General features: G+C 67.5%; 27 protein-coding genes. 7 read left to right on the forward strand and 20 right to left on the reverse strand.

Annotated elements, in window-relative coordinates; genetic code table 11:
* Window positions 1–68 precede the first annotated feature (68 nt).
* From AC3WLN_RS00305 to AC3WLN_RS00320, 4 genes are read left to right on the forward strand one after another with little or no spacing between them, the layout of a single operon-like run.
* Entirely contained in the window at window positions 69–1,109 is a 1,041-nt protein-coding gene (locus tag AC3WLN_RS00305; RefSeq protein ID WP_492478847.1) for a formate dehydrogenase subunit gamma, read from the forward strand.
* A 48-nt stretch (window positions 1,110–1,157) separates the two neighbouring features.
* Complete coding sequence (locus AC3WLN_RS00310; RefSeq protein ID WP_492478848.1) at window positions 1,158–1,397, forward strand: hypothetical protein; 240 nt, start codon at window positions 1,158–1,160, stop codon at window positions 1,395–1,397.
* A gap of 47 nt (window positions 1,398–1,444) precedes the next feature.
* Complete coding sequence (locus AC3WLN_RS00315; RefSeq protein ID WP_492478850.1) at window positions 1,445–2,023, forward strand: hypothetical protein; 579 nt, start codon at window positions 1,445–1,447, stop codon at window positions 2,021–2,023.
* A gap of 2 nt (window positions 2,024–2,025) precedes the next feature.
* On the forward strand, window positions 2,026–2,880 hold the full coding sequence (locus AC3WLN_RS00320) for a shikimate 5-dehydrogenase (RefSeq protein WP_492478851.1): 855 nt from the start codon (window positions 2,026–2,028) through the stop codon (window positions 2,878–2,880).
* Window positions 2,881–2,900: 20 nt separating this feature from the next.
* On the opposite strand, the gene AC3WLN_RS00325 is transcribed toward AC3WLN_RS00320, so the two are convergent.
* The 6 genes from AC3WLN_RS00325 to AC3WLN_RS00350 form a co-directional block, all read right to left on the reverse strand.
* Window positions 2,901–3,785, reverse strand: coding sequence for a 2-hydroxy-3-oxopropionate reductase (locus AC3WLN_RS00325; RefSeq protein WP_492478852.1), 885 nt, complete (start codon window positions 3,783–3,785; stop codon window positions 2,901–2,903).
* A gap of 22 nt (window positions 3,786–3,807) precedes the next feature.
* Entirely contained in the window at window positions 3,808–4,572 is a 765-nt protein-coding gene (locus AC3WLN_RS00330; protein ID WP_492478853.1) for an HpcH/HpaI aldolase family protein, read from the reverse strand.
* 43 nt (window positions 4,573–4,615) lie between these two features.
* Entirely contained in the window at window positions 4,616–5,977 is a 1,362-nt protein-coding gene (gene gudD, locus AC3WLN_RS00335) for a glucarate dehydratase (protein WP_492478854.1), read from the reverse strand.
* Window positions 5,978–6,113: 136 nt separating this feature from the next.
* Window positions 6,114–6,998 carry a LysR family transcriptional regulator gene (locus AC3WLN_RS00340; protein ID WP_492478855.1) on the reverse strand — a complete coding sequence of 295 codons (885 nt, stop codon included), beginning with the start codon at window positions 6,996–6,998 and terminating at the stop codon, window positions 6,114–6,116.
* 77 nt (window positions 6,999–7,075) lie between these two features.
* Window positions 7,076–8,398 carry an MFS transporter gene (locus AC3WLN_RS00345; RefSeq protein ID WP_492478856.1) on the reverse strand — a complete coding sequence of 441 codons (1,323 nt, stop codon included), beginning with the start codon at window positions 8,396–8,398 and terminating at the stop codon, window positions 7,076–7,078.
* 182 nt (window positions 8,399–8,580) lie between these two features.
* On the reverse strand, window positions 8,581–8,832 hold the full coding sequence (locus AC3WLN_RS00350) for a helix-turn-helix domain-containing protein (protein WP_492478857.1): 252 nt from the start codon (window positions 8,830–8,832) through the stop codon (window positions 8,581–8,583).
* Between the two features lie 194 nt (window positions 8,833–9,026).
* On the opposite strand from AC3WLN_RS00350, the gene AC3WLN_RS00355 reads away from it, so the two are divergent.
* Window positions 9,027–9,389, forward strand: coding sequence for a c-type cytochrome (locus AC3WLN_RS00355; protein ID WP_492478859.1), 363 nt, complete (start codon window positions 9,027–9,029; stop codon window positions 9,387–9,389).
* A 99-nt stretch (window positions 9,390–9,488) separates the two neighbouring features.
* On the opposite strand, the gene pufC is transcribed toward AC3WLN_RS00355, so the two are convergent.
* The 12 genes from pufC to AC3WLN_RS00415 all read right to left on the reverse strand — a co-directional run bounded on the left by pufC (window position 9,489) and on the right by AC3WLN_RS00415 (window position 20,606).
* Entirely contained in the window at window positions 9,489–10,592 is a 1,104-nt protein-coding gene (gene pufC, locus AC3WLN_RS00360; protein WP_492478861.1) for a photosynthetic reaction center cytochrome PufC, read from the reverse strand.
* Window positions 10,589–11,581, reverse strand: coding sequence for a photosynthetic reaction center subunit M (gene pufM, locus AC3WLN_RS00365; protein WP_492478862.1), 993 nt, complete (start codon window positions 11,579–11,581; stop codon window positions 10,589–10,591). The genes pufC and pufM overlap by 4 nt, the downstream gene beginning before the upstream one ends.
* Window positions 11,582–11,608: 27 nt before the next feature.
* The gene (pufL, locus tag AC3WLN_RS00370) at window positions 11,609–12,433 is read right to left on the reverse strand and encodes a photosynthetic reaction center subunit L (protein ID WP_108034998.1); all 825 of its coding nucleotides are present in this window, start codon (window positions 12,431–12,433) and stop codon (window positions 11,609–11,611) included.
* Between the two features lie 111 nt (window positions 12,434–12,544).
* Window positions 12,545–12,733, reverse strand: a complete 189-nt coding sequence (gene pufA, locus AC3WLN_RS00375; protein ID WP_238278141.1) for a light-harvesting antenna LH1, alpha subunit — start codon at window positions 12,731–12,733, stop codon at window positions 12,545–12,547.
* Window positions 12,734–12,746: 13 nt separating this feature from the next.
* Window positions 12,747–12,968, reverse strand: a complete 222-nt coding sequence (gene pufB / locus AC3WLN_RS00380) for a light-harvesting antenna LH1, beta subunit (protein ID WP_492478863.1) — start codon at window positions 12,966–12,968, stop codon at window positions 12,747–12,749.
* Between the two features lie 152 nt (window positions 12,969–13,120).
* Entirely contained in the window at window positions 13,121–13,336 is a 216-nt protein-coding gene (locus AC3WLN_RS00385; RefSeq protein WP_492478864.1) for a hypothetical protein, read from the reverse strand.
* 134 nt (window positions 13,337–13,470) lie between these two features.
* On the reverse strand, window positions 13,471–14,937 hold the full coding sequence (gene bchZ / locus AC3WLN_RS00390) for a chlorophyllide a reductase subunit Z (protein ID WP_492478865.1): 1,467 nt from the start codon (window positions 14,935–14,937) through the stop codon (window positions 13,471–13,473).
* On the reverse strand, window positions 14,937–16,517 hold the full coding sequence (gene bchY / locus AC3WLN_RS00395) for a chlorophyllide a reductase subunit Y (protein WP_492478867.1): 1,581 nt from the start codon (window positions 16,515–16,517) through the stop codon (window positions 14,937–14,939). Before bchY ends, bchZ begins: the two co-directional genes overlap by 1 nt.
* A gap of 6 nt (window positions 16,518–16,523) precedes the next feature.
* On the reverse strand, window positions 16,524–17,540 hold the full coding sequence (locus tag AC3WLN_RS00400) for a chlorophyllide a reductase iron protein subunit X (protein WP_492478868.1): 1,017 nt from the start codon (window positions 17,538–17,540) through the stop codon (window positions 16,524–16,526).
* Window positions 17,537–18,472, reverse strand: coding sequence for a chlorophyll synthesis pathway protein BchC (gene bchC / locus AC3WLN_RS00405; RefSeq protein ID WP_492478870.1), 936 nt, complete (start codon window positions 18,470–18,472; stop codon window positions 17,537–17,539). The genes AC3WLN_RS00400 and bchC overlap by 4 nt, the downstream gene beginning before the upstream one ends.
* Before the next feature lie 111 nt (window positions 18,473–18,583).
* A complete protein-coding gene (locus tag AC3WLN_RS00410) occupies window positions 18,584–19,735 on the reverse strand; it encodes a methyltransferase (protein ID WP_492478871.1) in 1,152 nt (383 codons plus the stop codon).
* 1 nt (window position 19,736) lies between these two features.
* Complete coding sequence (locus AC3WLN_RS00415) at window positions 19,737–20,606, reverse strand: polyprenyl synthetase family protein (protein ID WP_492478872.1); 870 nt, start codon at window positions 20,604–20,606, stop codon at window positions 19,737–19,739.
* Window positions 20,607–20,636: 30 nt separating this feature from the next.
* On the opposite strand from AC3WLN_RS00415, the gene crtD reads away from it, so the two are divergent.
* Both crtD and AC3WLN_RS00425 read left to right on the forward strand, forming a co-directional pair.
* Window positions 20,637–22,223, forward strand: a complete 1,587-nt coding sequence (gene crtD, locus AC3WLN_RS00420; RefSeq protein WP_492478874.1) for a 1-hydroxycarotenoid 3,4-desaturase CrtD — start codon at window positions 20,637–20,639, stop codon at window positions 22,221–22,223.
* Window positions 22,181–23,080, forward strand: coding sequence for a carotenoid 1,2-hydratase (locus tag AC3WLN_RS00425; RefSeq protein ID WP_492478875.1), 900 nt, complete (start codon window positions 22,181–22,183; stop codon window positions 23,078–23,080). Before crtD ends, AC3WLN_RS00425 begins: the two co-directional genes overlap by 43 nt.
* Window positions 23,081–23,086: 6 nt before the next feature.
* Here the strand turns inward: AC3WLN_RS00425 and AC3WLN_RS00430 are convergent, their stop codons facing one another.
* Both AC3WLN_RS00430 and AC3WLN_RS00435 read right to left on the reverse strand, forming a co-directional pair.
* Entirely contained in the window at window positions 23,087–23,248 is a 162-nt protein-coding gene (locus tag AC3WLN_RS00430) for a hypothetical protein (protein ID WP_492478878.1), read from the reverse strand.
* On the reverse strand, window positions 23,245–24,321 hold the full coding sequence (locus AC3WLN_RS00435; protein ID WP_492479016.1) for a phytoene/squalene synthase family protein: 1,077 nt from the start codon (window positions 24,319–24,321) through the stop codon (window positions 23,245–23,247). Before AC3WLN_RS00435 ends, AC3WLN_RS00430 begins: the two co-directional genes overlap by 4 nt.
* Between the last annotated feature and the right edge of the window lie 9 nt (window positions 24,322–24,330).

Below are 24,330 nucleotides of genomic sequence, written 5' to 3' on the forward strand. Positions count from 1 at the left end.
CATCTTCGCCCATGGGATCGCCGGACCTCCGGCGATCTCGCGACGATACCCCATCGAAAGGAACGCCGATGCGGCGGGCAGTCACGCTTCTCAGCACCCTCGTCGTCGCCACGACGCTCCTGGCCGCACCGGCGGCGTTCGCGCCCGCCCAGGCGCAGAACCCGATCACCCAGGATGGGCAGAATCCGATGGGCGCCAAGCCCACGGCGGATTCGGTCAACGAGGAATTCCTCTTCAAGAATGCCGACAAGATCACCGGCCGGATCAGCATCCCCGACCGGAAGGCCGCGAACCTGATCCAGCCGCAGGGCCGCGAGTACCAGTCGTTCCGCGAGCACTACTTGCCCTGGATTGGTGCCGCCTTCATTCTCGGCATGATCGCCGCGCTGGGCGCGTTCTTCCTCTGGCGCGGGCGCATCCTCACGGAGCACAGTCAGGAATCCGGTCGGAAGATCCTGCGCTTCAACACTTTCGAGCGCTTCACGCACTGGATGACGGCCGTGTGCTTCATCATCCTCTCGCTGTCCGGCCTGAATTACATCTTCGGGAAGCGCCTGCTGATGCCGCTGATCGGCCCCGAGGCCTTCGGCGCCCTGGCGCAATGGGCCAAGTACAGCCACGTCTACCTGGCCTGGCCTTTCATGTTCGGCGTCGCGATGATGTTCGTGGTCTGGATCAAGGACAACATCCCCAACCGCCTGGACTGGGCCTGGATCAAGGCCGGCGGCGGCTTCATCGGCAACAAGCACCCGCACGCGGCCCGCTTCAACGCCGGCCAGAAGGGCGTCTTCTGGATGGTCGCCGGCTTCGGCGTCGCCATGAGCGTCACCGGCCTGATGATGCTGTTCCCCTTCGCGCTGCTAGACATCAATGGCATGCAGGTCATGCAGGTGATCCACTCGCTGATCGGCATCGCCTTCATCGCCGGCATCCTTGCGCACATCTACATTGGTACGCTCGGCATGAAGGGCGCCTACGATGCCATGGGGAGCGGCAAGGTCGATCTGGCCTGGGCCCGGGCGCACCACGATCTCTGGGTGGAGCAGGAGCAGGCGAAGACCGCCAGCGGCCCGCAACTCTCCGGGCGTCATCCCGCTGCTGCCGAGTAATCCTCCCACCTGCCCGAAGGCGCCCGCGCGGCGACGAGGAAATCGATCATGAAAGCCTTCATCCTCGCCATCATCGCGGCCATCGGGCTCGGTGTCGCCGCCATGTATGCCCTGACGAGCAATCAGAAGTTCGCCTATCAGGCCTTCGCGACGTCCGGCGCCCGCGTGTCGGAGCCGGGCACCAACCTCGTGGGCGAGAAATGGAACGGCGATCCGAGGACCAACGACACTGGTGAATCGGCCCATGGCAAGGCGACCGGCGAGCCCTCGCATCCAAAGCGTTCCTGAGCGCGCAACCGAACCGACCGAAGGACCTGGACTCCAGGGGAATGCAGATGAATCGCCACCTGCCTATCGCCGCCTTGCTGCTGTCGAGTTGCCTCGTAGGGCCCGCAGCCTTCGCGCAGGACTCCGCACCCGCGCCGGCTGCGAAGGGTCCGGCGAACCTCTGCCAGGAGTTGGCGGCCTTCGTGAAGAAGCCCGAGGAGAAGAAGCAAGAGGCGGCAACGCCACCGGCACAGGCGACTGCCGTCTCGAATTCGTCGGGCAAGAGCGACGGACAGCCCTCGACGGCCGGGGGCGATCCGCAGCAGAAATCCGGTTTGAGCGGGCCGACGAACACCGACGCAAAAGTATCGAGCAGCGACACCAGGGCGCCCATCAGCGCTGGTAAGACCGCCCTGGCGCAGGCCAATGCCGCAGCGAAAGCTCCGCCCGCGCCCGGTGCCCCCGCACCGAGCCCGAAGCCCGATCCAGCGGTCGTGGCTCAGATCGAGGCAGCCGCTGGAGCGAACGATCAGGCGTCGTGCCGCGCGGCCGCTCGCGCCATGCGGGTTGCCGGAGTCATCATGCCCCCGCCCCTCCTCGCCCTCGCGGCCCTGAATCCGAGGTTCTTCACCGCTTCCCAGCCCTGAGAATGTCCGGAGATCGGGATCTCGAGGAGAGCGACCTCCCCAGACGTCCGCCGATCGGACGAGATACGACGCTATGCATGTCGCTCTCGGCACGTCCTGGCCATTTCGGCTCGCGCTTTCATAACCGGCTCTACGCGCTGCTCGGACTCGATTACGTCTATAAGGCGTTCGCGACCAGCGACCTGCCGGGCGCGATCGCCGGCATCCGTGCCCTCGGCATTCGCGGCTGCGCGGTCTCGATGCCGTTTAAGGAACGCGTGATCCCCCTTCTCGATGCGCTCGATCCCTCCGCGCGTGCGATCGAGAGCGTCAACACAATCGTCAATGACGATGGCCGTCTCACGGGGTCGAACACGGATTACATCGCCGTGCGTCGCCTGCTGACGCAGCAGGGCATCGATCCGGCGACGCCCTTCCTGCTTCGCGGCTCCGGCGGCATGGCCAAAGCCGTCGCGGCGGCGCTGCGCGATGGCGGTTTCCGGGAAGGGACGATCATCGCCCGCAATGGCTCAGCGGGTGGCGCCTTGGCAGCACGCTATGGCTTCACCCATGCGATCGAACTCGGCGATCACTCCGCGCCGCTCCTCATCAACGCGACGCCGCTTGGAATGGAAGGTGCGGAGGCCGCAACCCTCGCGTTTCCCGAGCTGACGATCGCTGCCGCGACGGTCGCCTTCGATGTCGTGGCTCTGCCGTCGCGGACGCCGTTCCTGATCGCGGCCGAAGGTCTGGGCAAGCCTCGCATCGAGGGCCATTCGGTCCTGGTGCTGCAGGGCCTGGAGCAGTTCATCCGCTATACCGGCGTGACGCCGACAACTGCACAGGTCGCGGATGCGGCGGCCTTCGCCCGGATTTGACCGGCCGAAGGCTCGCGGCGCTAGCCTTCGGCCACGGGGTGGTTTCCCATGATCTCGAGGGCGCGAACGAGGGCCGAGTGGTCCTTGTCACCCACGCCGTTGGCGGCGCAGATCGAGAACAGCTGCTGCGTCAGCGCCGTGCCGGGTAGGGCGAGGCCGAGCGACTTGGCGCCTTCCAGGGCGAGATTCAGGTCCTTCTGGTGCAGGGCGATGCGGAAGCCCGGATCGAAGGTCCGCTTGATCATGCGCTCCCCGTGCAGTTCGAGGATGCGCGAGGTCGCAAGGCCGCCGGTGATCGCTTGTCTAACCTTGGCCGGATCGGCCCCCGCCTTGGAGGCGAAAAGCAGCCCCTCGGCCACCGCCTCGATGGTCAGCGCCACGATGATCTGGTTCGCGACCTTCGCTACCTGACCGGCCCCTGTGTCGCCGACATGCGTCACGGCCTTGCCCATCAGGTCGAAGAGTGGCTTGACCCGTTCGAAGACTTCGACCTTACCGCCGACCATGATCGAGAGCGCCGCGTTCTTGGCACCGACCTCGCCGCCCGACACGGGAGCATCGAGGTAGTCGACGCCCTGGTCGGCGAGGCGCGCTGCGAAGTCGCGGGTCGCAATGGGCGAGATCGAACTCATGTCGACCACCACGGCCCCGCGCTTGACGCCCTTGGCGACACCGTCGACACCGAACAGGACGGCTTCGACGTCGGGTGTGTCGGGCAGCATCAGGATCACGACGTCCGAGTGTTCGGCGACGTCGGCCGCGGTCGCGCAGGCCCTGCCGCCGGCCGAGACCAGAACCTCGGGCACCTGCCGGCGGGTCTTGAGGGCGAGGCTGTGTCCGCCCGCAATCAGGTGGCCGGCCATGGGCGCGCCCATGATTCCGAGGCCGATGAATCCGACGTTCATGTCCGTCTCCCAGGTGATGGCGTCAGCGGAAGCGCGCGGCCAGCGCTTCGGAGTTGCGGGCGAGGAGACCCATATCCGAGCCGACCGCGGTGAAGCGGGTGCCGGCCTTGATGTAGCGGTGAGCCAGGTCTTCGTTGGCGGTGAGGATGCCGGCATGCTTGCCGGTGCTGCGGATGCGAGCGATCGTGTCCTGCACCACCTTGACCACGTCTGCATGGTTCTGCTGGCCGAGATAGCCGAGGCTGGTCGAGAGATCGCCGGGCCCGATGAAGACGCCGTCGACGCCCTCCACGCCGGCGATCTCCTCAAGGTTGTCCAGGGCACGACGCGACTCGATCTGGACCGCGACGAAGATCTCCGCCTCGCAGCGGGCATGATAGTCGGGGATGCGGCCGAAGCGGGCGGCGCGGGGCGCCTGCGAGAAACCACGCACGCCACGCGGGGCGTAGCGTGTCGCGGCGACGGCGCGGCGTGCCTGGTCGGCATCGTCGATGTTGGGGATCATCAGCGACTGCACGCCGGTGTCGAGAATACGCTTGATTGTGATGGGCTCATCGCTCGGCACCCGCACCATCGCGTGGGCTCGGCTCTCCATCATGGACTGAACCTGCGCGTAGACGTCGCGCAGGTCGTTGGCGGAGTGCTCCATGTCGAGGAGCAGCCAGTCGAAGCCCGAACCGGCGACGACCTCTGTCGAAATCGGGCTGGCGAGGCTGCACCAGAGACCGATCTGCTGCTGTCCGGCATTCAAGGCCGCCTTGAAGTGATTGGTGAGGATGTCGGTCATCGTCGCGTCTCCGGGATTTATGTGTTCAGCGCGCGAGGCGGGATTATCGGACGAGGCAGGGGCGCTTGTTGTCGAAGGTCCAGTCGGGGATCAGAAACTGCATCGCGATCGCATCGTCGCGGGCGCCGAGTCCGTGGCGCTGGTAGAGTGCGTTCGCAGCCTCGACCTCGGCCCAGTCGATTTCGATCCCGAGGCCCGGACGCTCGGGCACCCTCACAAGGCCGCCCTTGATCTGCAGGGGCTCCTTGGTCAGACGCTGGCCGTCCTGCCAGATCCAGTGGGTATCGATGGCGGTAACCCGCCCGGGAGCTGCGGCGGCCACGTGGGTAAACATGGCGAGCGACACGTCGAAGTGGTTGTTCGAATGCGAGCCCCAGGTCAGGCCATGGTCTCGACAGAGCTGGGCGACACGGACGGAACCGGCAAGCGTCCAGAAATGGGGGTCGGCCAGCGGGATATCGACCGAACCGAGCTGAATGGCGTGGTTCATCTGGCGCCAGTCGGTGGCGATCATATTGGTCGCGGTGGGAAGACCGGTGGCGCGCCGAAACTCGGCCATGATCTCTCGACCGGAGAAACCATTCTCCGCTCCGCAGGGGTCCTCGGCGTAGGCGAGGACGTCACCACGGCCCTTGCACAACGCGATGGCCTCCGTGAGCGACCAGGCGCCGTTCGGGTCCAGGGTGACGCGTGCCTTGGGAAAGCGCTCGTGGATCGCGGTCACCGCCGCGATCTCCTCTTCGCCCGAGAGCACGCCCCCCTTCAGCTTGAAGTCGTTGAAGCCGTAGGTCTCGTAGGCGGCCTCTGCGAGGCGTGCCACCGCGTCGGGGCTCAGCGCTTCCTCGTCACGCAGCCGAAACCAGCCGTCGCGGGCCTCCGGCTCCCGATAGGGAAGATCGGTGCGCCGGCGGTCGCCGACATAGAACAGATAGCCCAGCATCTCGACCGCATCGCGCTGCTGGCCCTCCCCAAGGAGGGCTGCCACAGGCACGTCGAGGAATTGACCGAGCAGATCAAGAAAAGCGGACTCGACGGCCGTGACGGCATGGATGGTCACGCGCAGATCGAAGGTCTGAAGACCACGGCCACCGGCATCACGGTCGGCGAAGCGCGTGCGCATCGCGTTCAGCACCGCTTGCCACTCGCCGATCGGGCGACCGATGACGAGGTCGCCGGCATCGTCGAGGGTCTGCCGGATTCGCTCACCACCGGGGACTTCGCCCAGGCCCGTGGCGCCGGTGGAATCGGTGAGAATCACGAGATTGCGCGTGAAGAACGGGCCGTGGGCACCGCTGAGATTGAGCAGCATGCTGTCGCGGCCAGCGACCGGCACCACCTTCATGGCGGTCACGACCGGGGTGCGGGAAGCGCCGCGCGGTGATGAGCCCTTGGAATCGAGCTGCATGAATGTTCTCCCGAATCTGCTGCCGCGGCGTCTGCGCGCCGTCTTGCGTTCTCCGTTCTAGGAACCCCGGCGATGCCGGTCCAAACCAAAGGATGGATCGATCAATGCAGGGATCGCATCGATCTCCGACGCGATGTCAGGCGAGGTCGCGGAGGAGCGCCCGCAGATGGGCCAGGAGCGGCACATCGCTGTCTCGCTTCCAGGCCAGATGAAGCTCGGCCGGTCTCGGTGCCACGAGGGCGAGCGGCCGGAATGCGATGCCTTCGAAGCGGAGGCGCTCGGCGGCTGTCGGCACGAGAGCGATGCCGATACCGGCACGCACGAGGGCGAGGATCGAGTGAATCTGGGTCAACTGCTGGACGATGCGCGGATGAAGTCCGGCCCCGGCGAACAACCCGACCAGCAGGTCGTGGAAGTAACTCGCTTCATGGGGGGCGTAGCCTACGAAGGCCTCCCCATGAAGATCTCCGAGACTGAGGGTCGTCCGGTCGGCGAGAGCATGGTCCGCCGGCAGTGCGACGACCAGTGGCTCGGCCAGTGCCTGTTCGGCTTCGAGTTCAGGATGGTTGACCGGCGGGCGGATGAACCCGGCATCAATCTGGCCGGAAAGAATCGCCTCGATCTGATCCTTGGTCACCATCTCACGCAGCGACAGGGTGACGTCCGGCATCGCGCCCCGGCAGGCGATGACGAGGCGCGGCAGGAAATCATAGGCAGAGGCCGCGGTGAATCCGAGCTTCAGGACGCCTGCCCGCCCGGCGGCGACCTGCCGCGTCACGTAGGTCGCCGTTTCGGCCAGCCTCAGAATCCGCAGCGCTTCCGGAAGAAAGCTGCGCCCGGCGGCGGTAAGCCGGACCGAACGGCTCGTTCGATCAAGAAGCTGCACATCGAGAACCCGCTCCAGGACCTGGATCTGCCGCGACAGCGGCGGCTGCGTCATGTTCAGACGCGCCGCCGCTCGACCGAAATGCAGTTCCTCCGCGACAGCGGCAAAGCAGCGGAGTTGGCCGAAATCGAGCATCACGCCTCGCGACGACGATGCGGCCGGGGGTTTCCCCACGGCCGCGGTTCCGTGACGGTTCGAACGGAGAGAGCCGATCAGTGCAACTCCACCCGTTTGATCTCGCCGACGATGACGAGATAGCAGAACACGGCCACGAGCGCGTTCAGGCCGACGAAGACGAGGGCGCCGTTGAACGAACCGGTCTGTTGAACGATGTAGCCGATGGCGATCGGCGTGGTGATGCCGGCGGTATTGCCGAAGGTGTTGAACAGGCCGCCGTTCAGACCGCCGGTCGAGCGCGGCGAGGTATCGGAAACCACCGCCCAGCCGAGGGCACCGATCCCCTTTCCGAAGAAGGCGAGCGCCATCAGGCCGATCACGACCGCATCCGCCTGGACGTAGTTGCAGCCGATGATGCTCATAGACAGCAGCATACCGCCGACGATCGGAATCTTCCGTGCGGCGGTCAGCGAGTAGCCGCGCTTGAGCAGCAGGTCCGAGAGCCAGCCTCCCAGAATGCCTCCGACGAAGCCGCACAGGGCCGGCAGCACTGCGGCGAAGCCCGCCTGCAGGATGGACAGGCCGCGCTCCTTCACCAGGTAAACCGGGAACCAGGTCAGGAAGAAATATGTCAGGGTGGTGATGCAGTACTGACCAATATAGATGCCGAGCAGCATGCGATTGGACAGCAGTTGCTTGATCGTCTTGCCGGCATCGACCGGCGCACTGGCGCCGCGCCCGTCCATGTCGAGAAGGGCCCCCCCTTCCTCGATGTAATCGCGCTCGGCCTGGTTGATCCCCGGGTGCTCCCTGGGTCCATGGATCACCTGAATCCAGAGCAGCGCGAAGGCGATACCGAGGGCTCCCATCAGGGTGAAGACGTGATGCCAGCCGTAATGGTGCACCACCCAGCCCATCAGGGGCGTGAACAGCACGGTGGCGAAGTACTGCGACGAGTTGAAGAACGCCGATGCCGTGCCGCGCTCGGAGGTGGGAAACCAAGCCGCGGTGATACGCGCATTGGCCGGAAAGACCGGGGCCTCGGCCAAACCGACGAGAAGGCGCAGGCTGAACAGCACCGCCACGGCGGCGAAGCCGGTGAAGAAGCCGACCGCCCCCTGCATCAGGGTGAAGGTCGACCAGAGGAAGATCGCGCCGGCATAGACCCACTTGGCCCCATAGCGGTCGAGCAGCCATCCGCCGGGCAACTGAGCGAGAACGTAGGACCAGGCGAAGGCCGAGAAGACGTAGCCCATGGAGACGGCGTCGAGGCCGAGGTCCTTGGCGAGCGAGGGACCGGCGATCGAGAGCGTCGCACGATCGGCGTAATTGATGGTGGTGGCGATAAACAGCATCGTGACGATGAGAAGCCGTATACGGCTCCGCTTCGCCGCGGTCATGACCAGACCGGCGCCCATGGCGTCTCTCCCTGAGAATGGACCACCCGGCCTTCGCCTCGGTGGACATCGGTCATTCTCGAAAGCGCCCCGACGGGACCTCGGCGACCGTTTGCGGGATCAAGGCTAAGGCGCGTCTCGTCCAGCCGTCCAACACAAAGACTGGATGGATCGATACCTCAACGGCATGAATGGCCGCTGGTTCAGGCGGGTGCAGAGCCTATGATGCTTGTGCTCAGCGCAGAGATCGCGTTCCCGTGTAGACTTGAACGAGCCCGGGGATCCTTCGCGAAAAAGGCTTCGAGCAGACCCTGCAGTTCCCGGTTCGGCTTTTTCATGCCGGTGACGAAACGCGAAATCCGAGGCTGGTTGATCCCGAGTTCCCAGGCGAGACGCGCCTGACTCCACCCGGAGCGATCGAGGAACTGACAAACGTCGGACGGCTGGACCGGCATCGCTTTATCCAGGCGACCAAATGCGCGCGGCGGTCTGAGGATAGGCAGCACCACGAGTATCGGCCATAGGGCCGGCAGTTTTAATCCGCGGAAACACCATCACGTTACAGTGAACTTTCGCGTCGTTCGCGTTACTTTCAGCAGCTGCGCTTTACGTATGTCAGGTCACCCAAAGCGATCTGAGAGGAAACTCCATGCGGTATACGATCTTCGGTGCCCTGTTTGCCGCTCTGCTGCCCATGGCAGCCCATGCGGAGGGCGATGCCGCAGCGGGCGAGAAGGCATTCGCGCCCTGCAAGGCGTGCCATGCCTTCGGCAAGAATGGCGTCGGGCCGAACCTCACCGGTGTCGTCGGGCGCAAGGCCGCTTCGGAGGAAGGCTACAATTACTCCGCTGCTCTGAAGGGTTCCGGGATCACCTGGGACGAGGCAAACCTGCACGAGTGGTTGAAGAACCCAAAGGCGAAGGTGCCGGGGACGAAGATGGTTTTCGCCGGCTACCCCGACGACAAGAAGATCGACGACGTGATCGCCTATCTGGCCACCAAGAAGCAGTGAAACCGAGATCGTTCGGACCGGGATCAGATCCGATTGTATAGCGAAACGCCGCCGGGGGAGACCTCGGCGGCGTTTCCTTTGATCTATGGTAAAGCGAGTTTACTGCGGAGTGGCCGGCTGCATCGGGGCAGTGGTCTCGGGTGCCTTGGGATCGGCAGCACTGGCGGTTTCGGTGGACTTTGCAAGTTCCGGATAAGCCTCGACCACGTGTGCCCCGTTCAACGGCTTGCTGACTCCGTTGTGGCAGGTCGTGCAATTGACCTTCGGTACGTCGCCCAGAGCACCGAGTCGGTTCCGCGGGAAGGTGGACAGCAGCGGCTCGAGATAGTTGCCGTTAATGTCCCGGACCATCCGGATACCATGCCAAGCGGTGGTCCGCTGCGGGGTGCTCTGCGACCAGTTCGAGATCGCCCGGGTGTTGTGACAGAAGGTGCAATTGACCCCCAGCCCCTCCGACATGTGGATCATCAGGCCGTAGGTCTTCTCCGCATCCTGGATCGGCTTGCCCTTGGTCGTCGGCAGGGCCGTCGTCGCGTTGACCCGGATCGCGTTGTTGTCGATGGTTTTGTCGGCGAGGTATTCGGTGAGGGTGTCGTAGGGGAGCGAGGCCAGGCCGACCGACGGCGCCGCCATGTTCTGCCCGTTGTTGCGGGCGATGAAGCCGCCCGGGCGGTTCGGACCCGGAGCGGTGAACCAGATGTTGGCCGGCACCGGCTGACCCCGGTGGCAGGTATAGCAGGTGACGCCGGCACCGCCGACATGGTTCTCCTTCCAGGAGCTGTTGATGTACTGCGTCATCTGCAGCATCCGGCGAGCGACCTTCTTTTGATAGAGACTGTCGTCGGCCATGTTCTCGGTGTTGTGACAGTAGGTACAGCCTTGCTCGGGGCTGACCCATTCCGTCATCGAAGCCATCAGCCGATTGAACTCGTTGACGCTGACGTTCTTGAGGACCTGAACGTTCTCGTACGTCGTACCGGCGAGTTCCTCGCCGGGCTCGGCCGGATCGGCGGGTACCGGTGCGAGGTTGGCCTCCCTGATCTCCTCGACGGCGTCGCGGGTATGGACCTGCGCCATCGCGGTCCCGCGAAAGCCGTTCTGATGGACCGCCAGCGGCGGCCGGTCCCAATCTGTGAGACCGACCATCGCCACCGTGAGGAAGAAGGCGATGGAAGCTCCGAGGACGGTGAAGAAGGTCTTCATGGAGCTCCCCCGGGAATGGTGGTGGGCGACACACTCAAGGGATCGACGACGGGCGGGTAGACCTGCGGGTAGGAGGGAGCGACGCCGTGCTTGACCGCCCACAGGTACCAATTGTCGACGACCGTGCCGGTGAGCAGGATGCCGATGCCGCCGGTGAGCGTCGTCAGCACCGCGAACCACCAGGCCCAGCGGTGGACCGACTCCATGGTGGCGTTGAAGCCCATGGTCCAGCGCCAGAACAGAGCGGCGCGCTCGGTGGCGGTTCCACGATCGACGATCTGGTCGATCTCGCGTTCGCCGCCGAAGCGGCTGACCGCCAGGATGGTGCCGCCATGCATCGCGAAGAGCAGCGTCGACCCGTAGAGGAAGACGATCGAGAGCATGTGGAAGGGATTGTAGAAGAGGTTGCCGTAGCGGAGCGAGAACGCGGCGGTCCAGTCGAGGTGTGGGAAGATGCCGAAGGGCACAGCCTCGCTCCAGGAACCCATCAGCACCGGCCGGATGAATCCGAGGACCAGGAACAGCCAGATCGCCGAGGCGAAGGCCCAAGGCACGTGGTAGCCGAGCCCCAGCGCCTTGGCCCGACGGAAGAGCCGCAACCACCAGAGCAGGATCGAGGCGGTGAGGAAGAAGCCGGCGATCAGCCACCAGCCGCCCTCGGCCAGCGGAGGCAGGATCCGGAGACCGTATTGCGGACGCGGAGGCTCGAGAGCAAGCCAGGGCAATTGCCGGACGAACTGGACCGGGTCCCAGTTCACGCTCGCCCACATGTTGAGGCCGATGATCTCGAAGGCAATCAGACCGCAAGCAAAGGAGAGCGCCCCGAGATAACCGATATAGATCGGTCCGACCTGGGCGTTGCCAATGAGGCCGAAGAGGTAGGAGTTGAAGGGTCGGCCCCAGCGCTTGTCGACATCCACCGGGATGCCGTGTTCCGGCTCGATCGGGCGGACCTGCACTTCTGAGAAGATGTTCTGGTAGTAGGCCATGGTGTCACGAGCCTCCCTATTCCGAGATCAGCGCCAGACCGGGAGATTGAGCCACCAGCCCCACCATTCGGGCCAGCCGCGGGTCCAGAACGGGCCGCTGATGACGATGCAGACAGCGCTCCAGAAGCCGGCGGACAGCGCCAGGAACAGGCCGAGACGGTGGATGCCAAGCGTCCCGATCGAGTAGCCGATGGTGTCACGGAAGAACGTGTCCTCGTGCTCTGGCGTCTTCACCACCTCGCCCTTGCCGGGATTGGTAGAGGACAGGATCAGCGAGCCGTGGAGCGAGAGCGCCAGCGTTGTGGTGAAGAAGAACGTCACCGCCAGCATGTGCGCCGGATTGTAGTGGAAGTGCAGATACTGGTAGCCGGTGTTCGAGACCCAATCGAGGTGGGAGAGAATGCCGTAGGGGAACCCGTGCCCCCAGGCGCCCATCAGAAGCGGTCGGATCACCACCAGGGTAACGTAGGCGAAGATCGCCATCGCGAAGGCGAAGGGCACGTGGTAGCCGATACCGAGCTTTCGGCAGATCTCGACCTCGCGCAGGGCCCAGGAGGAGAAGGCGCCGACGGCGCAGAAGGTGATGATCTGCCATAGGCCGCCCTCCTGAAGCGGCGCGAGGGCGAGCCCGTATTTCAGGTCGGGCGGTGCGATGTTGATCTGCCAGATGTTCCAGGTCGGTCCGAGGGCCGCGCCGTAAATGATCAGCGCCGTGCCCAGCACTGAGAAGAACAGCGTCGTGACGCCGAAGAAGCCGACATAGAAGGGACCGACCCAGAAATCGAACAGGTCGCCGCCGACCAGGGTGCCGCCGCGGATGCGGTATTTTCGTTCGAAGCTCAGCATCGCCATCGCGACCTCCCAGGCCACCGTCACGTATCTCGGCGATGGTCGACGGGGGGCCTGGCGCCCGCCCGCCGATCATCCGTGTTTTGGGGTACTTCGCGTCGGGTGCGGCGCCGGTCAGGCGGGCATCGTCGGCAGAACCAGCGTCTGCGCGTTGGCAGCGCGCGGTGCCTTGGGGCCTTCCAGCCAGTTGAACCGGTCGGTGCTGAGCAGGATGAAGTGGATCAGCAGTGCCAGAACGAACAGGAAGGTGAAGAGCGCCACCAGGGTGCGGCGCGGATCGAAGAGAAGCCAGACCTTGTGCATGATGAGGGTCCTCTCAGGAGAGCAGGGAGACGACGCCCTGGGCCGCCATCTCGAGGGCTGCGTAGCCCTTCGGTCCGGGCAGCCACGGACGCCACAGCCAAACGAGGATGTGGGCGACCACGGCGATCGCCGTGAAGATGATGAAGCTCGTCAAGAAGATCGCGTGGAACTCCTTGGCTTCCGGTTCCGTCAGCCCGGACAGGCTGCTCGGTTTCTCGACAATGCCATTGGCCATCGGTTCAAACCTCCGCTTTGACTAGCCGCGCCCGCATTTCCGGGTACGGCGGGTGTCACCGGACCGCGCGGAGCGGCCTCGGCGGTCCTTCCCGCCTGTTCGGACGGGAGGTCGATCGGGGGCGGGCGGAAGGCCTCGACCCGAGGGCGAACTCAGCCCATGAACACGAAGGGAATGGCCGAGACGGCCATGGCCCGGGCTTCGGCGAAAACCGAGCGCCGGCTCTGCGGCAGCGTGGTCTTGGCCTGCGGGATCACGCGCTGCACGAGAGCCGCGACGAGGAAGAAGGGATAGGTCGTGGCCAGGATGATCCGGAACTGGACCTCGTCCTGATGCAGGCGCGACACCGGATTCAGCGAACGTTGCATGGGATGGATCTCCTTCTGGCGTTCCGCGGCGGGACGCATCCAGTTCGGGACGCGCGGGGTCGGCATCGACCGACTGGACGGCGCCGCGCCGTTCCAGCCGGAAAAGGAATGGGGGCTGAGGCCGGGATGCGCGCTCATGCGGCGGCTCCCAGGCTGGCCTCGGCGCGGGCACGTTCGACATGATTCAGGGAGATGCGGGAGCCGCCCTCCCCGCGTGCGACGCGCTCGGCGGCGTCACGCAGGCGCTTGGCCGCCGAGATGCGCACCAGAACCGGATGGGCCTCGACCATTTCGTCGAGCCGAGCGCGGGCCGCCTCGTCCCAGGGCAGTTCGCGGTGAAGGCGCGCGGGTGTCGCCTCGACCCTGTCCATGTCGCGGGCCAGCGGCAAGATGTGGAACAGCATGTCGAAGAGCGCGTTGCAGACCTCCTGGACAAGGTAGGTCGCCCCTGCGAAGCCCATGAAAGGCGTGCCCGTGTGCCGCCGGATGATGGCGCCCGGGAACGAGGCCGGCACGAACACCGCCCGCGCGCCGGCCTCGGCCGCGTACATCCGCTCGTTGAAGGACCCGAACAGTACCAGCGGCGGGTTCTTCGCGATCATCTCGCGAATGGCGGCGTTGTCAGTCTTGGCACCGGCCTTGCGCGACTCCGCGAAATGGCAGGGCAGCCCCATTTCATCCTCGAGGAAGTGCCGGACACCCCGTGCGTAGGTTTCGGAAGCCACGATGCCGAAGCTCGCTGTGCCGAAGAAATCCTGCGTCACCGAGCGCCAGAGGTCCCAAATCGGCTTGATGGTGGTGTGCTTTTCCCGCTCGATGAACGGCTCGGGGTCGAGGCCCAGCGCCTCGCCCAGTGCCCGCAGGAACCGCGTGGTCGAATGGATGCCGATGGGGGCCTGGAAGTAGGGGCGCTCCAGGGCCTCGCAGAGCAGGCGGCCGAACTCGCGGTAGAGGCAGATGTTGGCGTCGGCATTCACCAGGGCAGGCACGTCGGCGAGGTGCGAGCCGAGGGGAAAGACGAGGTTCACCTCAGCGCCGATCCCCTCCACCAGGCGGCGGATTTCGGCGAGGTCCGAGGGCATGTTGAAGGTGCCGTAGGCGGGCCCGATCAGGTTCACCCGCGGTTTGACGCCCTCCTGGCGAGGCGGCCGGGCCGGGATGCCCTTCTTGGCGAAGCGCCGAGCGCCGTACTCGTTCCAGAGCCAAGCCATGGCCCGGTCGGCAGCCTGCCACTGGTCCTCGTCGATGGTGCGCGGCAGGAAGCGCTGGAGATTGGTGCCCTCCGGCGTCACACCGCCGCCGATCATCTCGGCGATGGAGCCCGTCACCACCACGCTCGGCTGGGCCGGGTCGAGGGTGGCGTGCGCCCGTTTCATTGCCGCCTCGGTGCCGTGGCGGCCGAGTTCTTCCTCGGCGAGGCCCGTGACCACGATGGGCAATTCGTGCGGCGGCAGGGCATCGGTGTAGTGCAGCACCGAGGTGACGGGCAGGTTCTCGCAGCCCACCGGACCGTCGATGACGACCTGCAGGCCCTTGATGGCTGTGAAGACGTAGACGGCGCCCCAGTAGCCGCCCGCCCGGTCGTGATCGAGGACGAGCATCAGACCATCTCCCCGATCGGATCATGAGCGGGCTTGCCGCGCGTCGCCGACGCGACGTTGCGGCGGAGTTTGGGCACGTCCTCCCAGATGCCGGCGGCGTGACCCGTGCCAACCCCGTCGAAGAAGTCCCGCATGGCGTCGAAGCGCGCCCGATTGCCGAGGGCCGCGTTGATGACCTTGGCAAGCGACCCGGCGCCGGCCACGCCCATGAGGGGACGGGCCGAGATCAGGTTGGTGAAGTAGAGGGCGGGAATACCCAGCGCCTTGGCCTTCTGCACCACGGGCGTGGTTCCGATCGCGAGGTCAGGCCGGACATCCATCAGGGCCGCAAGGTCGTCCTCGAGGGACGCCCGGTAGCGGACCGTGACGCCCCGGGCCTCGAGCCAGTCCCGGTCGGCCTCGGAATGCGGCGTGCGGGGACAGGCGGTGCCGACGTAGGCGAGATCCGCGCCGCTCTCCACGAGGAGACGGCCGACCAGCAACTCGGAGCCCTCGTAGCCCGACAGGGTGATACGGCCCCGAATCGGATTTGCACTGAGCGCGCCCCTGATCATGGGAAGAACGCGGTTCTTTGCCGCCTCGACCGTGGCGCGCGGCACGGCGCAGGCTTCGCCGATGCGGTCGAGCCAGTCGGCGGTGCCGTCGTGCCCCACAGGCGCAGAGCCGATGATCGGTCGCCCGGCAGACGCGAATTCGCGGAGGGACGCAGTGTAGAACGGGTGGATCGCCGCCACGGCCGTGCAGTCGAGCGCTGCGTAGAGTTCGCGCCACTCCCGCGTGGGAACGACCGGACCGGCGCTGAGACCGAGGGGCTCCAGGAGACCACCGATCACTACCGGATCGGCGGGAAACATTTCCCCGAGGAGAGCCACGGTAGGACGCTCGGCTCGGCCGGTACGGGGAGCCTGGACGGGACCCTGCTCGGCCTCCGAGCGGGCGAATTTCAGCATCGCACCGGCCAGCACATCCTTGGCCTCGGCATGCGTGGGAACGCCGAAACCGGGAACGTCGATGCCGATGATGCGGACCCCGTCGATCTCCTTGGGGAGGAGGCGGAGAGGCACGCCGGAGGCGGTGGGCACGCAGAGGTTGATGACCACGACGGCGTCGTAGTCGACCGGCTTGGCCACCTGGAACACTGCCTCGCGGATATGCTCGAACAGCTTGCCGGTTACCAGAGTCTCGGAGTTGAAGGGCACGTAGCCGACGCTCCGCTTCGCCCCATAGAAATGCGAGGTGAAGGTCAGCCCGTAGACGCAGCAGGCCGAGCCGGACAAAATCGTCGCCGTACGGCGCATCCGCAAACCGACGCGGAGCGAGCCGAAGGCCGGGCACATGCTCTGGGGCTGGTCGTGCGGGCCCGTCGGGTAGTCTTTCCGGAGTTGCTCCAGCGTATCGGACATCCCGGCGGCCTCGGCGGCCGCCCGCATCGTGGCCTTGCCGGAATGGCAGCCGAGACCATCCTCCTTCGCGGCGGCGAGGTTCACCAGCTCGGCGGACGTTGAGGGCGCCGGCGCGAGGTGCGAGGCCGGGCGCTCCTTACGGGCGCGGAGATCGGCGATATCGAGGGTGACGGCCATGATGCGTCAGACCTCGTCGTAGACGACTTCGAGGGACGGCTTCACGACCTGCGTCGTGCCGCACATATCCTCGAAGGTGGCGGGCACCAGGGTGACGCCCCGGCCGACGGCCTCGCCCTTGAACAGGCCGAGCAGCCCGTCCTGGCTGAGGGGCATCGGGTGGTTCGGAGCCGCCTCGTGGACGTTCTGCGCGAGGTCGGCGAACAGGGAGCCCCAGGGACTCTCGGGCCGGCCGATGATCTCGTAGTTCGCGCTCTTCTTGCGGATGTCGTCGTCGGCCGGGATCGAGGCCAGGACCGGGATCCCGACGGCTGCCGCAAAAGCCTGGGCCTCGCCGGTGCCGTCATCCTTGTTGATGACGAGGCCGCCCACGCCGACGTTGCCGCCGAGCTTTCGAAAGTACTCGACCGCCGAGCAGACGTTGTTGGCCACATAGAGCGACTGCAGGTCGTTCGAACCGACGACGATGACCTTCTGGCACATGTCGCGGGCGATCGGCAGACCGAAGCCACCGCAGACCACGTCTCCGAGGAAGTCGAGGAGGACGTAGTCGAAGCCCCACTCGTGGAAGCCGAGCTTCTCCAGGAGTTCGAAGCCGTGGATGATACCGCGGCCGCCGCAGCCGCGCCCGACCTCCGGTCCACCCAGTTCCATCGCGTAGACGCCGTCGCGCTTGAAGCAGACGTCGCCGATCGCGACCGCCTCGCCGGCGAGCTTCTTCTTGGTCGAGGTCTCGATGATCGTCGGGCAGGCGCGTCCGCCGAACAGGAGCGAGGTGGTGTCGCTCTTCGGATCGCAGCCGATGAGCAGGACCTTCTTGCCCTGCTGGGCCATCATGTAGCTGAGATTGGCCAGGGTGAACGACTTGCCGATGCCGCCCTTGCCGTAGATCGCGATGATCTGCGTGGCCTTCGTGGCGACCACCGGCACGGGGTCGGGCTCGATGCCGGCCTCGGCACGCAGGGCATCGGAGGCCTTCAGGGCGCCGCCGTTCAGCTGCGTATTCTTCAGCTGGATGTTCATGCGGCTCTCCAATCCAAGATCATCTTCAGGCATTCGGGCTCGCCGAAGGCCGTGCGGTAGGCATCGGGAGCATCCGCGGCCGGGCGCCGATGTGTGACGAGGCCGTCGAGAGAGAGGCGGTCGGCAGCGACCATCGCAAGGGTCGCGGCGAGATCCTCCGGCCGCCATTGCGCAGCCACGCGGATACGGGCTTCGCGAAGGAAGGCCGGCGCGAAGTCGAACCCGAGACGGCCTTCGTAGAAGCCGGCGAGAACGATCTCGCCGCCCTGGGTGAGGCGTGCGATGGCCGTATCGAGAATCGCGGAGTCGCCGCTGACATCGAGGATCGTGGCGTAGTCCTGCCGGTCGTCGCCATCTGGAGCGAAAACGGGATACGCTTCGTCGTTCGAGCGGCGGACGGGATTGGTTTCCCAGACCCGAGGGCTTCCGCCGAGCGCCTGGGCGATCCGCGCGACCAGACGCCCAAGCACGCCGTGGCCGATGATGAGGAGCGGACGCTGCAGGTCGATGCCCGCGAGGGCATGGCGTGCCGTGGCGGCCAGCGCGATCAGGGCTCCACGCTCCCCCCAGGCCTCGTCGATGGGCACCAGCCGATCCCCGGCACTGACGAGATGTGAGGCAGCCCCGCCGAAGAGCCCACGCACGGGTCCGAAGCACCGGGCACCGGGCACGAACACGGTCTGTCCGAGGCGGACGCCACTGTCGGCGCCGGCCTCCACCACCTCGCCGACGGACTCGTAGCCGGGCACCAGCGGATAACCCATTCCGGGAAAGGCAGGCATCCGGCCCGTCCAGAGGAGGCGTTCTGTCCCGGTACTGATTCCACTCCAACGCACGGCGACGACCGCATCGCGGGAAGTGGGAGCGTCAATGTCAAGGCTCTCGATGCCGAGCTTGCCCGGAGCGCGAAGGACGACGGCGTTCGCTTGCATCGAGCCTGCCCTCCCCTGTTCCACCGACTCGGTTCGTTTCGCTTTGAACTCGTTATGTCATCCTAGATAGACACTTTCGAACGTCAAGCCCAACTTACGTTTATCGCTGTCTTATCGCGTGGACACGAGAAGGCGCGTCAGGAGTGGACGCCGGGTGACGAGTTCGCGGGTTTGCGCAAACCCAGCTTCGGCGAGCAGCACCGTCAATTCTTCGACCGTGCGACAGCGCCCGCTCCCCATCGCCAGCAGGTAGAACCCGAAATAGGCGTCGGTGATCGGCCCTGCGCCGGGCGTGCCGCTCATCGGCTCGGCCAGGACCAGACGCCCGCCCGGGGGCAGCGCCTCCCGGACGGCCTTGAGCAGGATGCGGACGGCCGCATCGTCGTGATCGTGGACGACCCGCACCAGGGTGATCACATCGGCGCCGTGCGGAAGCGGATCGAAGTGGAAGCTCCCGCCGAACGCCTCGACGCGGTCTGCGAACCCGGCCCGTGCAAGCCGCTCCTCCGCACGCCGGGCGACCGCCGGCAGGTCGAACAATCGGAGCCGGAGGCTGGGCGCCGTTCCGCCCGCCGCCGCGAGAAAGGCGCCCTCGCCACCGCCGACATCCATCAGGCAGGCGTGGCGCCGCATCGGGTAGGCATCGAGAATATCTTCGGCGATCAAGGCCTGCGAGGCCGACATCAGGCCGCTATAGGCCGCAACTGATTCCGCCTTCAGACCGACCCCATCCTCGCTCGCATAGGGCCAGTAACCCGCGAGATGGGTCCGCCCCGCCTCGCCGCGCAGGAGCGCGACGGGATCGCGCAGGTCGTCGTAGAGCAGGGCGTGATGCTCGATCATCCGGGCGACCGACGGGTTGCCGACCAGGGCGGCACCGAGATCCGCCAACAGATAGCGTCCATCCGGCAAGCATCGGATCAGGCGCAAGGAGGCCGCCGCCCTGAGAAGGCGTGCCGCAGCCTCGGCGGGCAGGCCCATGCGTGCACCCAAGGTCGCTTCCGGGACGGGCCCCTCGGACAGGATGTCGAAGAGATCCAGGCGGACGCAGGCGAACAAGGTCTGCGAATAGGTGAACCCGGCGCAGAGATCGAAGAGCGCCCGGGTGTTCGACTGTGCGATGCGCCGGGTCAGCGGGAAGCCGGCAGCCCAGCGCTGGAAGCGCGGGTCGGCCACGATGCGGGCCCGGAGGGCGTACCAACGCGCACGGAGGCCACCGGCGCCGAGCGGAACCTGCGGATCGAGCGTGGCGCCGCGCGCCACCTCAGGCCAGCTCCTGCGCGAGGCTCGCCGGCAGGAACAGGCGCGTCTGCGCCACGATCTCGGCGCGCAGGGTCTCCGCGCCGGGACAGTCCGGTATGACGTCAACGGCTTCCCGAACGAGCCCCTTCAGCCGCGCCAGCGCGCCTCCCATGCCGAGAAGCGCGGCCGCATTCGGCCGGCCAAGGGTCGAGTCCCGACCGACGGGCTTGCCGACCTCCTCCTGACGACAGGCGACGTCGCGCAAGTCGTCGGCCACCTGGTAGGCTTCGCCGAGGCACTCTCCCAGGAGACGCCAAGGCAGCGACGGCGCGCCGGCGGCGGCGGCACCCGTGACCGTCGCGGCGGCGAACAGAGCCCCGGTCTTGGCCTGCTGGTATTCGGTGAGTGCCACGGTCGGCTCGGATTCCCAGGCCTGTCCGGCGGCGATGCCGGAGGGCGAGCCGGCGGCCCGGGCGACGAGACCGACCAGGGCGGCGAGGCGCTTCGGGCTGCGCGCCGCGCCGCGGGCGAGGGTCTCGAATGCCGAAACGATGAGGGCGTCGCCCGTCAGCACGGCCAGGGGTTCGCCGAAGGCCGCATGGACCGAAGGCTGGCCACGCCGGAGCGGCGCATCGTCGAAGCACGGCAGATCGTCGTGAACGAGAGAGGCGCAGTGCAGAAGTTCGATCGCCGCAGCCGCGGCGTCCGAAGCCGCCGGATCATCGTCGCCGCAGGCCCGGGCGACGGAGAGGCAGAGGCGCGGCCGGATGCGGTGTCCACCGGGGAAGACAGCATATCGGATCGACTCGGCGAGGCGAGGTGGCGCTCCGGGGGCTTCCAGGTGGGCGACGGCGGCATCCAAAGCCTGCTCGATGCGACGGTTGGCGTCCATGGATGTCCCTCCCTGTCACTTGTTCTTGCTATGACAAGGTGTCAGTATTTATTGACAGTCGTCAAGACAGAACCGATTGACGGAGGAACCGGCGTGAAGGTCGTCATCATCGGCGCCGGAATCGGAGGCCTCGTGGCGGCCTTGCGGCTCGCCGCAGCCGGGATCGACGTGACGGTGCTGGAGCAGCACCAGCGGCCGGGGGGCAAGATGCGCCGCGTTCCGGTGGGCGGCACCGCTGTCGATGCCGGTCCGACCGTCTTCACCATGCGCTGGGTGTTCGAGGAGATCTTCGCCGAGTGCGGCGCCGACCTCGCCGCGCATGTCGCCCTTGAACCGGCTGCGATCCTGGCCCGGCATGCCTGGGGACCCGGCGAGGCGCTCGATCTCCACGCCGATCCGGAAGCGTCCGAGGCAGCGATCGGCAACTTCGCCGGGCCGCGCGAGCGCGACGGATACCGCCGGTTCCGCGCCCGGGCGGCCGAGGTCTACGCCACCCTGGAAGGGCCGTTCATCCGCGGCGAGCGCCCCAGCCCGATCGACCTGACCCGCCGGGCCGGGCTCTCGGGGATGGGCGACCTCTGGCGGATCCAGCCCTTCACCACCCTGTGGCGCGCGCTCGGCGACTACTTCGCCGATCCGCGCCTGCGCCAGCTCTTCGGACGCTACGCGACCTATTGCGGCTCGTCGCCCTTCGCGGCGCCCGCCACCCTGATGCTGGTGGCGCATGTGGAGAGCCAGGGCGTCTGGCACGTCGCCGGCGGCCTCAGCCGCCTCGCCGGCGCCGTCGCCGAACTCGCGGCCGAGCGCGGCGCGGGATTCCGCTACGGGACGCCGGCCCGCGGCATTGCCGTCCAGGGCGGGCGCGTCGTCGGCGTCGACCTCGACGACGGCGAGCGCCTGCCGGCCGATGCGGTGGTCTGCAACGCCGACGTGGCGGCCCTGGCCGACGGCCTCCTCGGACGGGACGCCGCCCGGGCGGCCGACACGGTCCCGGTCGCCGACCGCTCGCTCTCGGCGGTCACCCTCTGCCTGCAGGCGCGCACCGAGGGCTTTCCACTCTCGCGGCACACGGTGTTCTTCTCCGGCGACTACGCGGCCGAGTTCGCCCGTATCCGTGCCGGGCATCTGCCGGACGACCCCACCGTCTACGTCTGCGCGCAGGACCGGAGCGACACGCCGTCTCCCTCGGCCCGGCCCGAGCGCCTGCTCTGCCTCGTCAACGCCCCGGCCCGGACCTTCACCCCCTCGGAGATCGAGACATGCGTGACCACGATGCGGCGGCGCCTGAGCGCGAGCGGATTGACCTTCTCGGAGACGGCGGAGCCGGTGACGACGGGGCCGGCGGAGTTCGCGCGCCTGTTCCCGGGATCGGTGGGAGCGCTCTACGGGCGGGCGTCCCACGGCTGGATGGCCTCGTTCAAGCGTCCGGGCGCCCGCACACGGATTCCGGGCCTCTACCTCGCGGGGGGGAGCGTGCATCCGGGACCGGGCGTGCCGATGGCGGCGCAGTCCGGGCGGATCGCGGCGGACAGCCTGCTGCGGGACCGGAGTGGCGCCCGCGCTTCGATACGCGGGTGGATCGCGACGGCTACGTCTGGTGGTACGTCGACGCCCTGAGCGCGGACGGGCGGCAGGGCCTGACGATCATCGCATTCATCGGCAGCGTGTTCTCGCCCTACTACGCCTGGGACCCGACCCGCGACCCCTTCGATCACTGCGCCGTCAACGTCGTGCTCTACGGGGAGCGGGCCAACCGCTTCTGCATGACCGAGCGGGGCCGCGCGAGCCTTCACCGCGACGCCGACCAGATCCGGATCGGACCGAGCGGCCTGTCCTGGGACGGCACCACGCTGACGATCCGCCTCGACGAGGTGACGGCGCCGATCCCCTCGCGGGTCCGGGGAACGGTGCGGCTGCACCCGGGCGGCTTCACGCCCGGACCGCACCACCTCGACGCCCGGGGCCAGCATCGCTGGTGGCCGATGGCGCCCTCCTCCCCGGTGGAGGTGGCGCTGGAGGAGCCGGGGATCGCCTGGCGCGGGACCGCCTACTTCGACACCAACCATGGCGACACTTCGCTCGAGGCGGCCTTCCGCGACTGGACCTGGTGCCGGGCCGACCTGCGCGACGGGGCGGCGATCCTCTACGACGTCAATCGCCAGGACGGCAGCCGGCAGGAGCTGACCCTGTGCTTTGCCGCCGACGGGACGCCCCGGGACATCGATCCGCCGCGGCCCGTCGCGCTGCCGCCGACGCGGTTCTGGCGCATGCGGCGTGACACGCGCAGCGACGATGGACGTGTCGAGGTCGCGCGTACTTTCGAGAATACGCCGTTCTACGCGCGCTCGTGTATACGGTCGACCTTGCGCGGCGAGGCAGTGACCCCGATGCACGAGAGTCTGTCACTCTCGCGTTACAGTCATCCGCTGGTGCGGCTGATGCTGCCGTTCCGGATGCCGCGCCGGACCCGGTGAGTCCGGTCAGGCCGGCGGGCCCTTCGCCCGCTCGGCCGCGGCGCGTTCGGCCTCCGCCCGGTCGCGCCGGATGCCGCGCTTCAGGACGACGAGCTGCCAGATCGCCAGCCCGAGGGCGAGGGCGAAGACCAGGCCGATGTCGAAGGCGGCGAAGAGCGAATCGCTCACGGCCCGACCGGCAGGATGCCCTCGCGCTCGCGCAGGGTCTCGATGAGGTCGAGGACCCGGGCGGCCTGGGCGGGGACGTTCCACCAGGCCGGCGGCACCGGCACGGGCTGCGCGGCCACGGCCTCCACCAGGAAGGCGGTCTCGGCCAAGGGAAAGTCGCCGAGCGCAACTCCGCCGGGGGCGGACCCGGCATGACCGGGCGCGGTCCAGGCCGACGAGGCGGCCAGCGGCAGCAGGGCGCGGGCCATCAGCGCGGCCTTGCGGCGGCCGGGAACACGGGCGCGGGTGGCGACCGGGTCGAGACCGCCGCGCTCGAGATCGCGGCCGATCTCGGCGTAGATCAGGCGGGCGGCACGGATGGCGGGGCGGCAATCGAGGGGCAGCCCGGGGATGCCGGCCTCGGCGCGGGCATAGAGCGAGTCGGCGACGGCGAGCAGACGGCCGACGATCGCCCGCAGCCCGGGGCCCGCGACCGGGTCGGCCAGGAAGGCGTCGGGGTCGAGCCCGGCCTCCCGCATCCAGGCGAGCGGCAGGTAGAGCCGCCCGGCCCTGGCATCCTCGCCGACGTCGCGGGCGATGTTGGTGAACTGCATGGCGACGCCGAGGTCGCAGGCCCGGGCGAGCACGGCGCCGTCGCGCACGCCCATGAGCACGGTCATCATCGCGCCGACGCTGCCGGCGACGCGGGCCGCGTAGGCGGTGAGGTCGGACAGGGTCTCGTAGCGGCGCCCCTGCGCGTCCCAGGCCAGCCCCTCGATGAGGGCGGCGGGCAGGGCCTGGGGCAGCCGGTGGGCGGAGACGAGGTCGGCCATGGCCCGGTCGGCGGGGGCGTCGGAGGGGGCATCGTCGTAGATGCGGGCGAGGCGCACGGCGAGGCGGGCCAGGGCCGCCGGCCTGTCCCGGGCCAGCGCGTCGTCCACCGCGTCGTCGGAGAGGCGGCAGAAGGCGTAGAGCCCGTAGGCCGGGCGCCGGACGCGGACCGGTAACAGGGCGGAGGCGGCGAAGAAGCTGCGCGAGCCGTCGCGGATCGCGGTCCGGCAGGCGGCGTGGTCGGCCGCATCCGCATGGGGCATGGCCCAGAG

Source organism: Methylobacterium sp. FW306-05-D, assembly GCF_058782155.1.

Coding starts and splice junctions, on each gene's coding strand:
- AC3WLN_RS00305 (WP_492478847.1), top strand. CDS start 69: ATGCGGCGGGCAGTCACGCTTCTCAGCACCCTCGTCGTCGCCACGACG.
- AC3WLN_RS00310 (WP_492478848.1), top strand. CDS start 1,158: ATGAAAGCCTTCATCCTCGCCATCATCGCGGCCATCGGGCTCGGTGTC.
- AC3WLN_RS00315 (WP_492478850.1), top strand. CDS start 1,445: ATGAATCGCCACCTGCCTATCGCCGCCTTGCTGCTGTCGAGTTGCCTC.
- AC3WLN_RS00320 (WP_492478851.1), top strand. CDS start 2,026: ATGTCCGGAGATCGGGATCTCGAGGAGAGCGACCTCCCCAGACGTCCG.
- AC3WLN_RS00325 (WP_492478852.1), bottom strand. CDS start 3,785: ATGAACGTCGGATTCATCGGCCTCGGAATCATGGGCGCGCCCATGGCC.
- AC3WLN_RS00330 (WP_492478853.1), bottom strand. CDS start 4,572: ATGACCGACATCCTCACCAATCACTTCAAGGCGGCCTTGAATGCCGGA.
- gudD (WP_492478854.1), bottom strand. CDS start 5,977: ATGCAGCTCGATTCCAAGGGCTCATCACCGCGCGGCGCTTCCCGCACC.
- AC3WLN_RS00340 (WP_492478855.1), bottom strand. CDS start 6,998: ATGCTCGATTTCGGCCAACTCCGCTGCTTTGCCGCTGTCGCGGAGGAA.
- AC3WLN_RS00345 (WP_492478856.1), bottom strand. CDS start 8,398: ATGGGCGCCGGTCTGGTCATGACCGCGGCGAAGCGGAGCCGTATACGG.
- AC3WLN_RS00350 (WP_492478857.1), bottom strand. CDS start 8,832: ATGCCGGTCCAGCCGTCCGACGTTTGTCAGTTCCTCGATCGCTCCGGG.
- AC3WLN_RS00355 (WP_492478859.1), top strand. CDS start 9,027: ATGCGGTATACGATCTTCGGTGCCCTGTTTGCCGCTCTGCTGCCCATG.
- pufC (WP_492478861.1), bottom strand. CDS start 10,592: ATGAAGACCTTCTTCACCGTCCTCGGAGCTTCCATCGCCTTCTTCCTC.
- pufM (WP_492478862.1), bottom strand. CDS start 11,581: ATGGCCTACTACCAGAACATCTTCTCAGAAGTGCAGGTCCGCCCGATC.
- pufL (WP_108034998.1), bottom strand. CDS start 12,433: ATGGCGATGCTGAGCTTCGAACGAAAATACCGCATCCGCGGCGGCACC.
- pufA (WP_238278141.1), bottom strand. CDS start 12,733: ATGCACAAGGTCTGGCTTCTCTTCGATCCGCGCCGCACCCTGGTGGCG.
- pufB (WP_492478863.1), bottom strand. CDS start 12,968: ATGGCCAATGGCATTGTCGAGAAACCGAGCAGCCTGTCCGGGCTGACG.
- AC3WLN_RS00385 (WP_492478864.1), bottom strand. CDS start 13,336: ATGCAACGTTCGCTGAATCCGGTGTCGCGCCTGCATCAGGACGAGGTC.
- bchZ (WP_492478865.1), bottom strand. CDS start 14,937: ATGCTCGTCCTCGATCACGACCGGGCGGGCGGCTACTGGGGCGCCGTC.
- bchY (WP_492478867.1), bottom strand. CDS start 16,517: ATGGCCGTCACCCTCGATATCGCCGATCTCCGCGCCCGTAAGGAGCGC.
- AC3WLN_RS00400 (WP_492478868.1), bottom strand. CDS start 17,540: ATGAACATCCAGCTGAAGAATACGCAGCTGAACGGCGGCGCCCTGAAG.
- bchC (WP_492478870.1), bottom strand. CDS start 18,472: ATGCAAGCGAACGCCGTCGTCCTTCGCGCTCCGGGCAAGCTCGGCATC.
- AC3WLN_RS00415 (WP_492478872.1), bottom strand. CDS start 20,606: ATGGACGCCAACCGTCGCATCGAGCAGGCTTTGGATGCCGCCGTCGCC.
- crtD (WP_492478874.1), top strand. CDS start 20,637: ATGACAAGGTGTCAGTATTTATTGACAGTCGTCAAGACAGAACCGATT.
- AC3WLN_RS00435 (WP_492479016.1), bottom strand. CDS start 24,321: ATGCCCCATGCGGATGCGGCCGACCACGCCGCCTGCCGGACCGCGATC.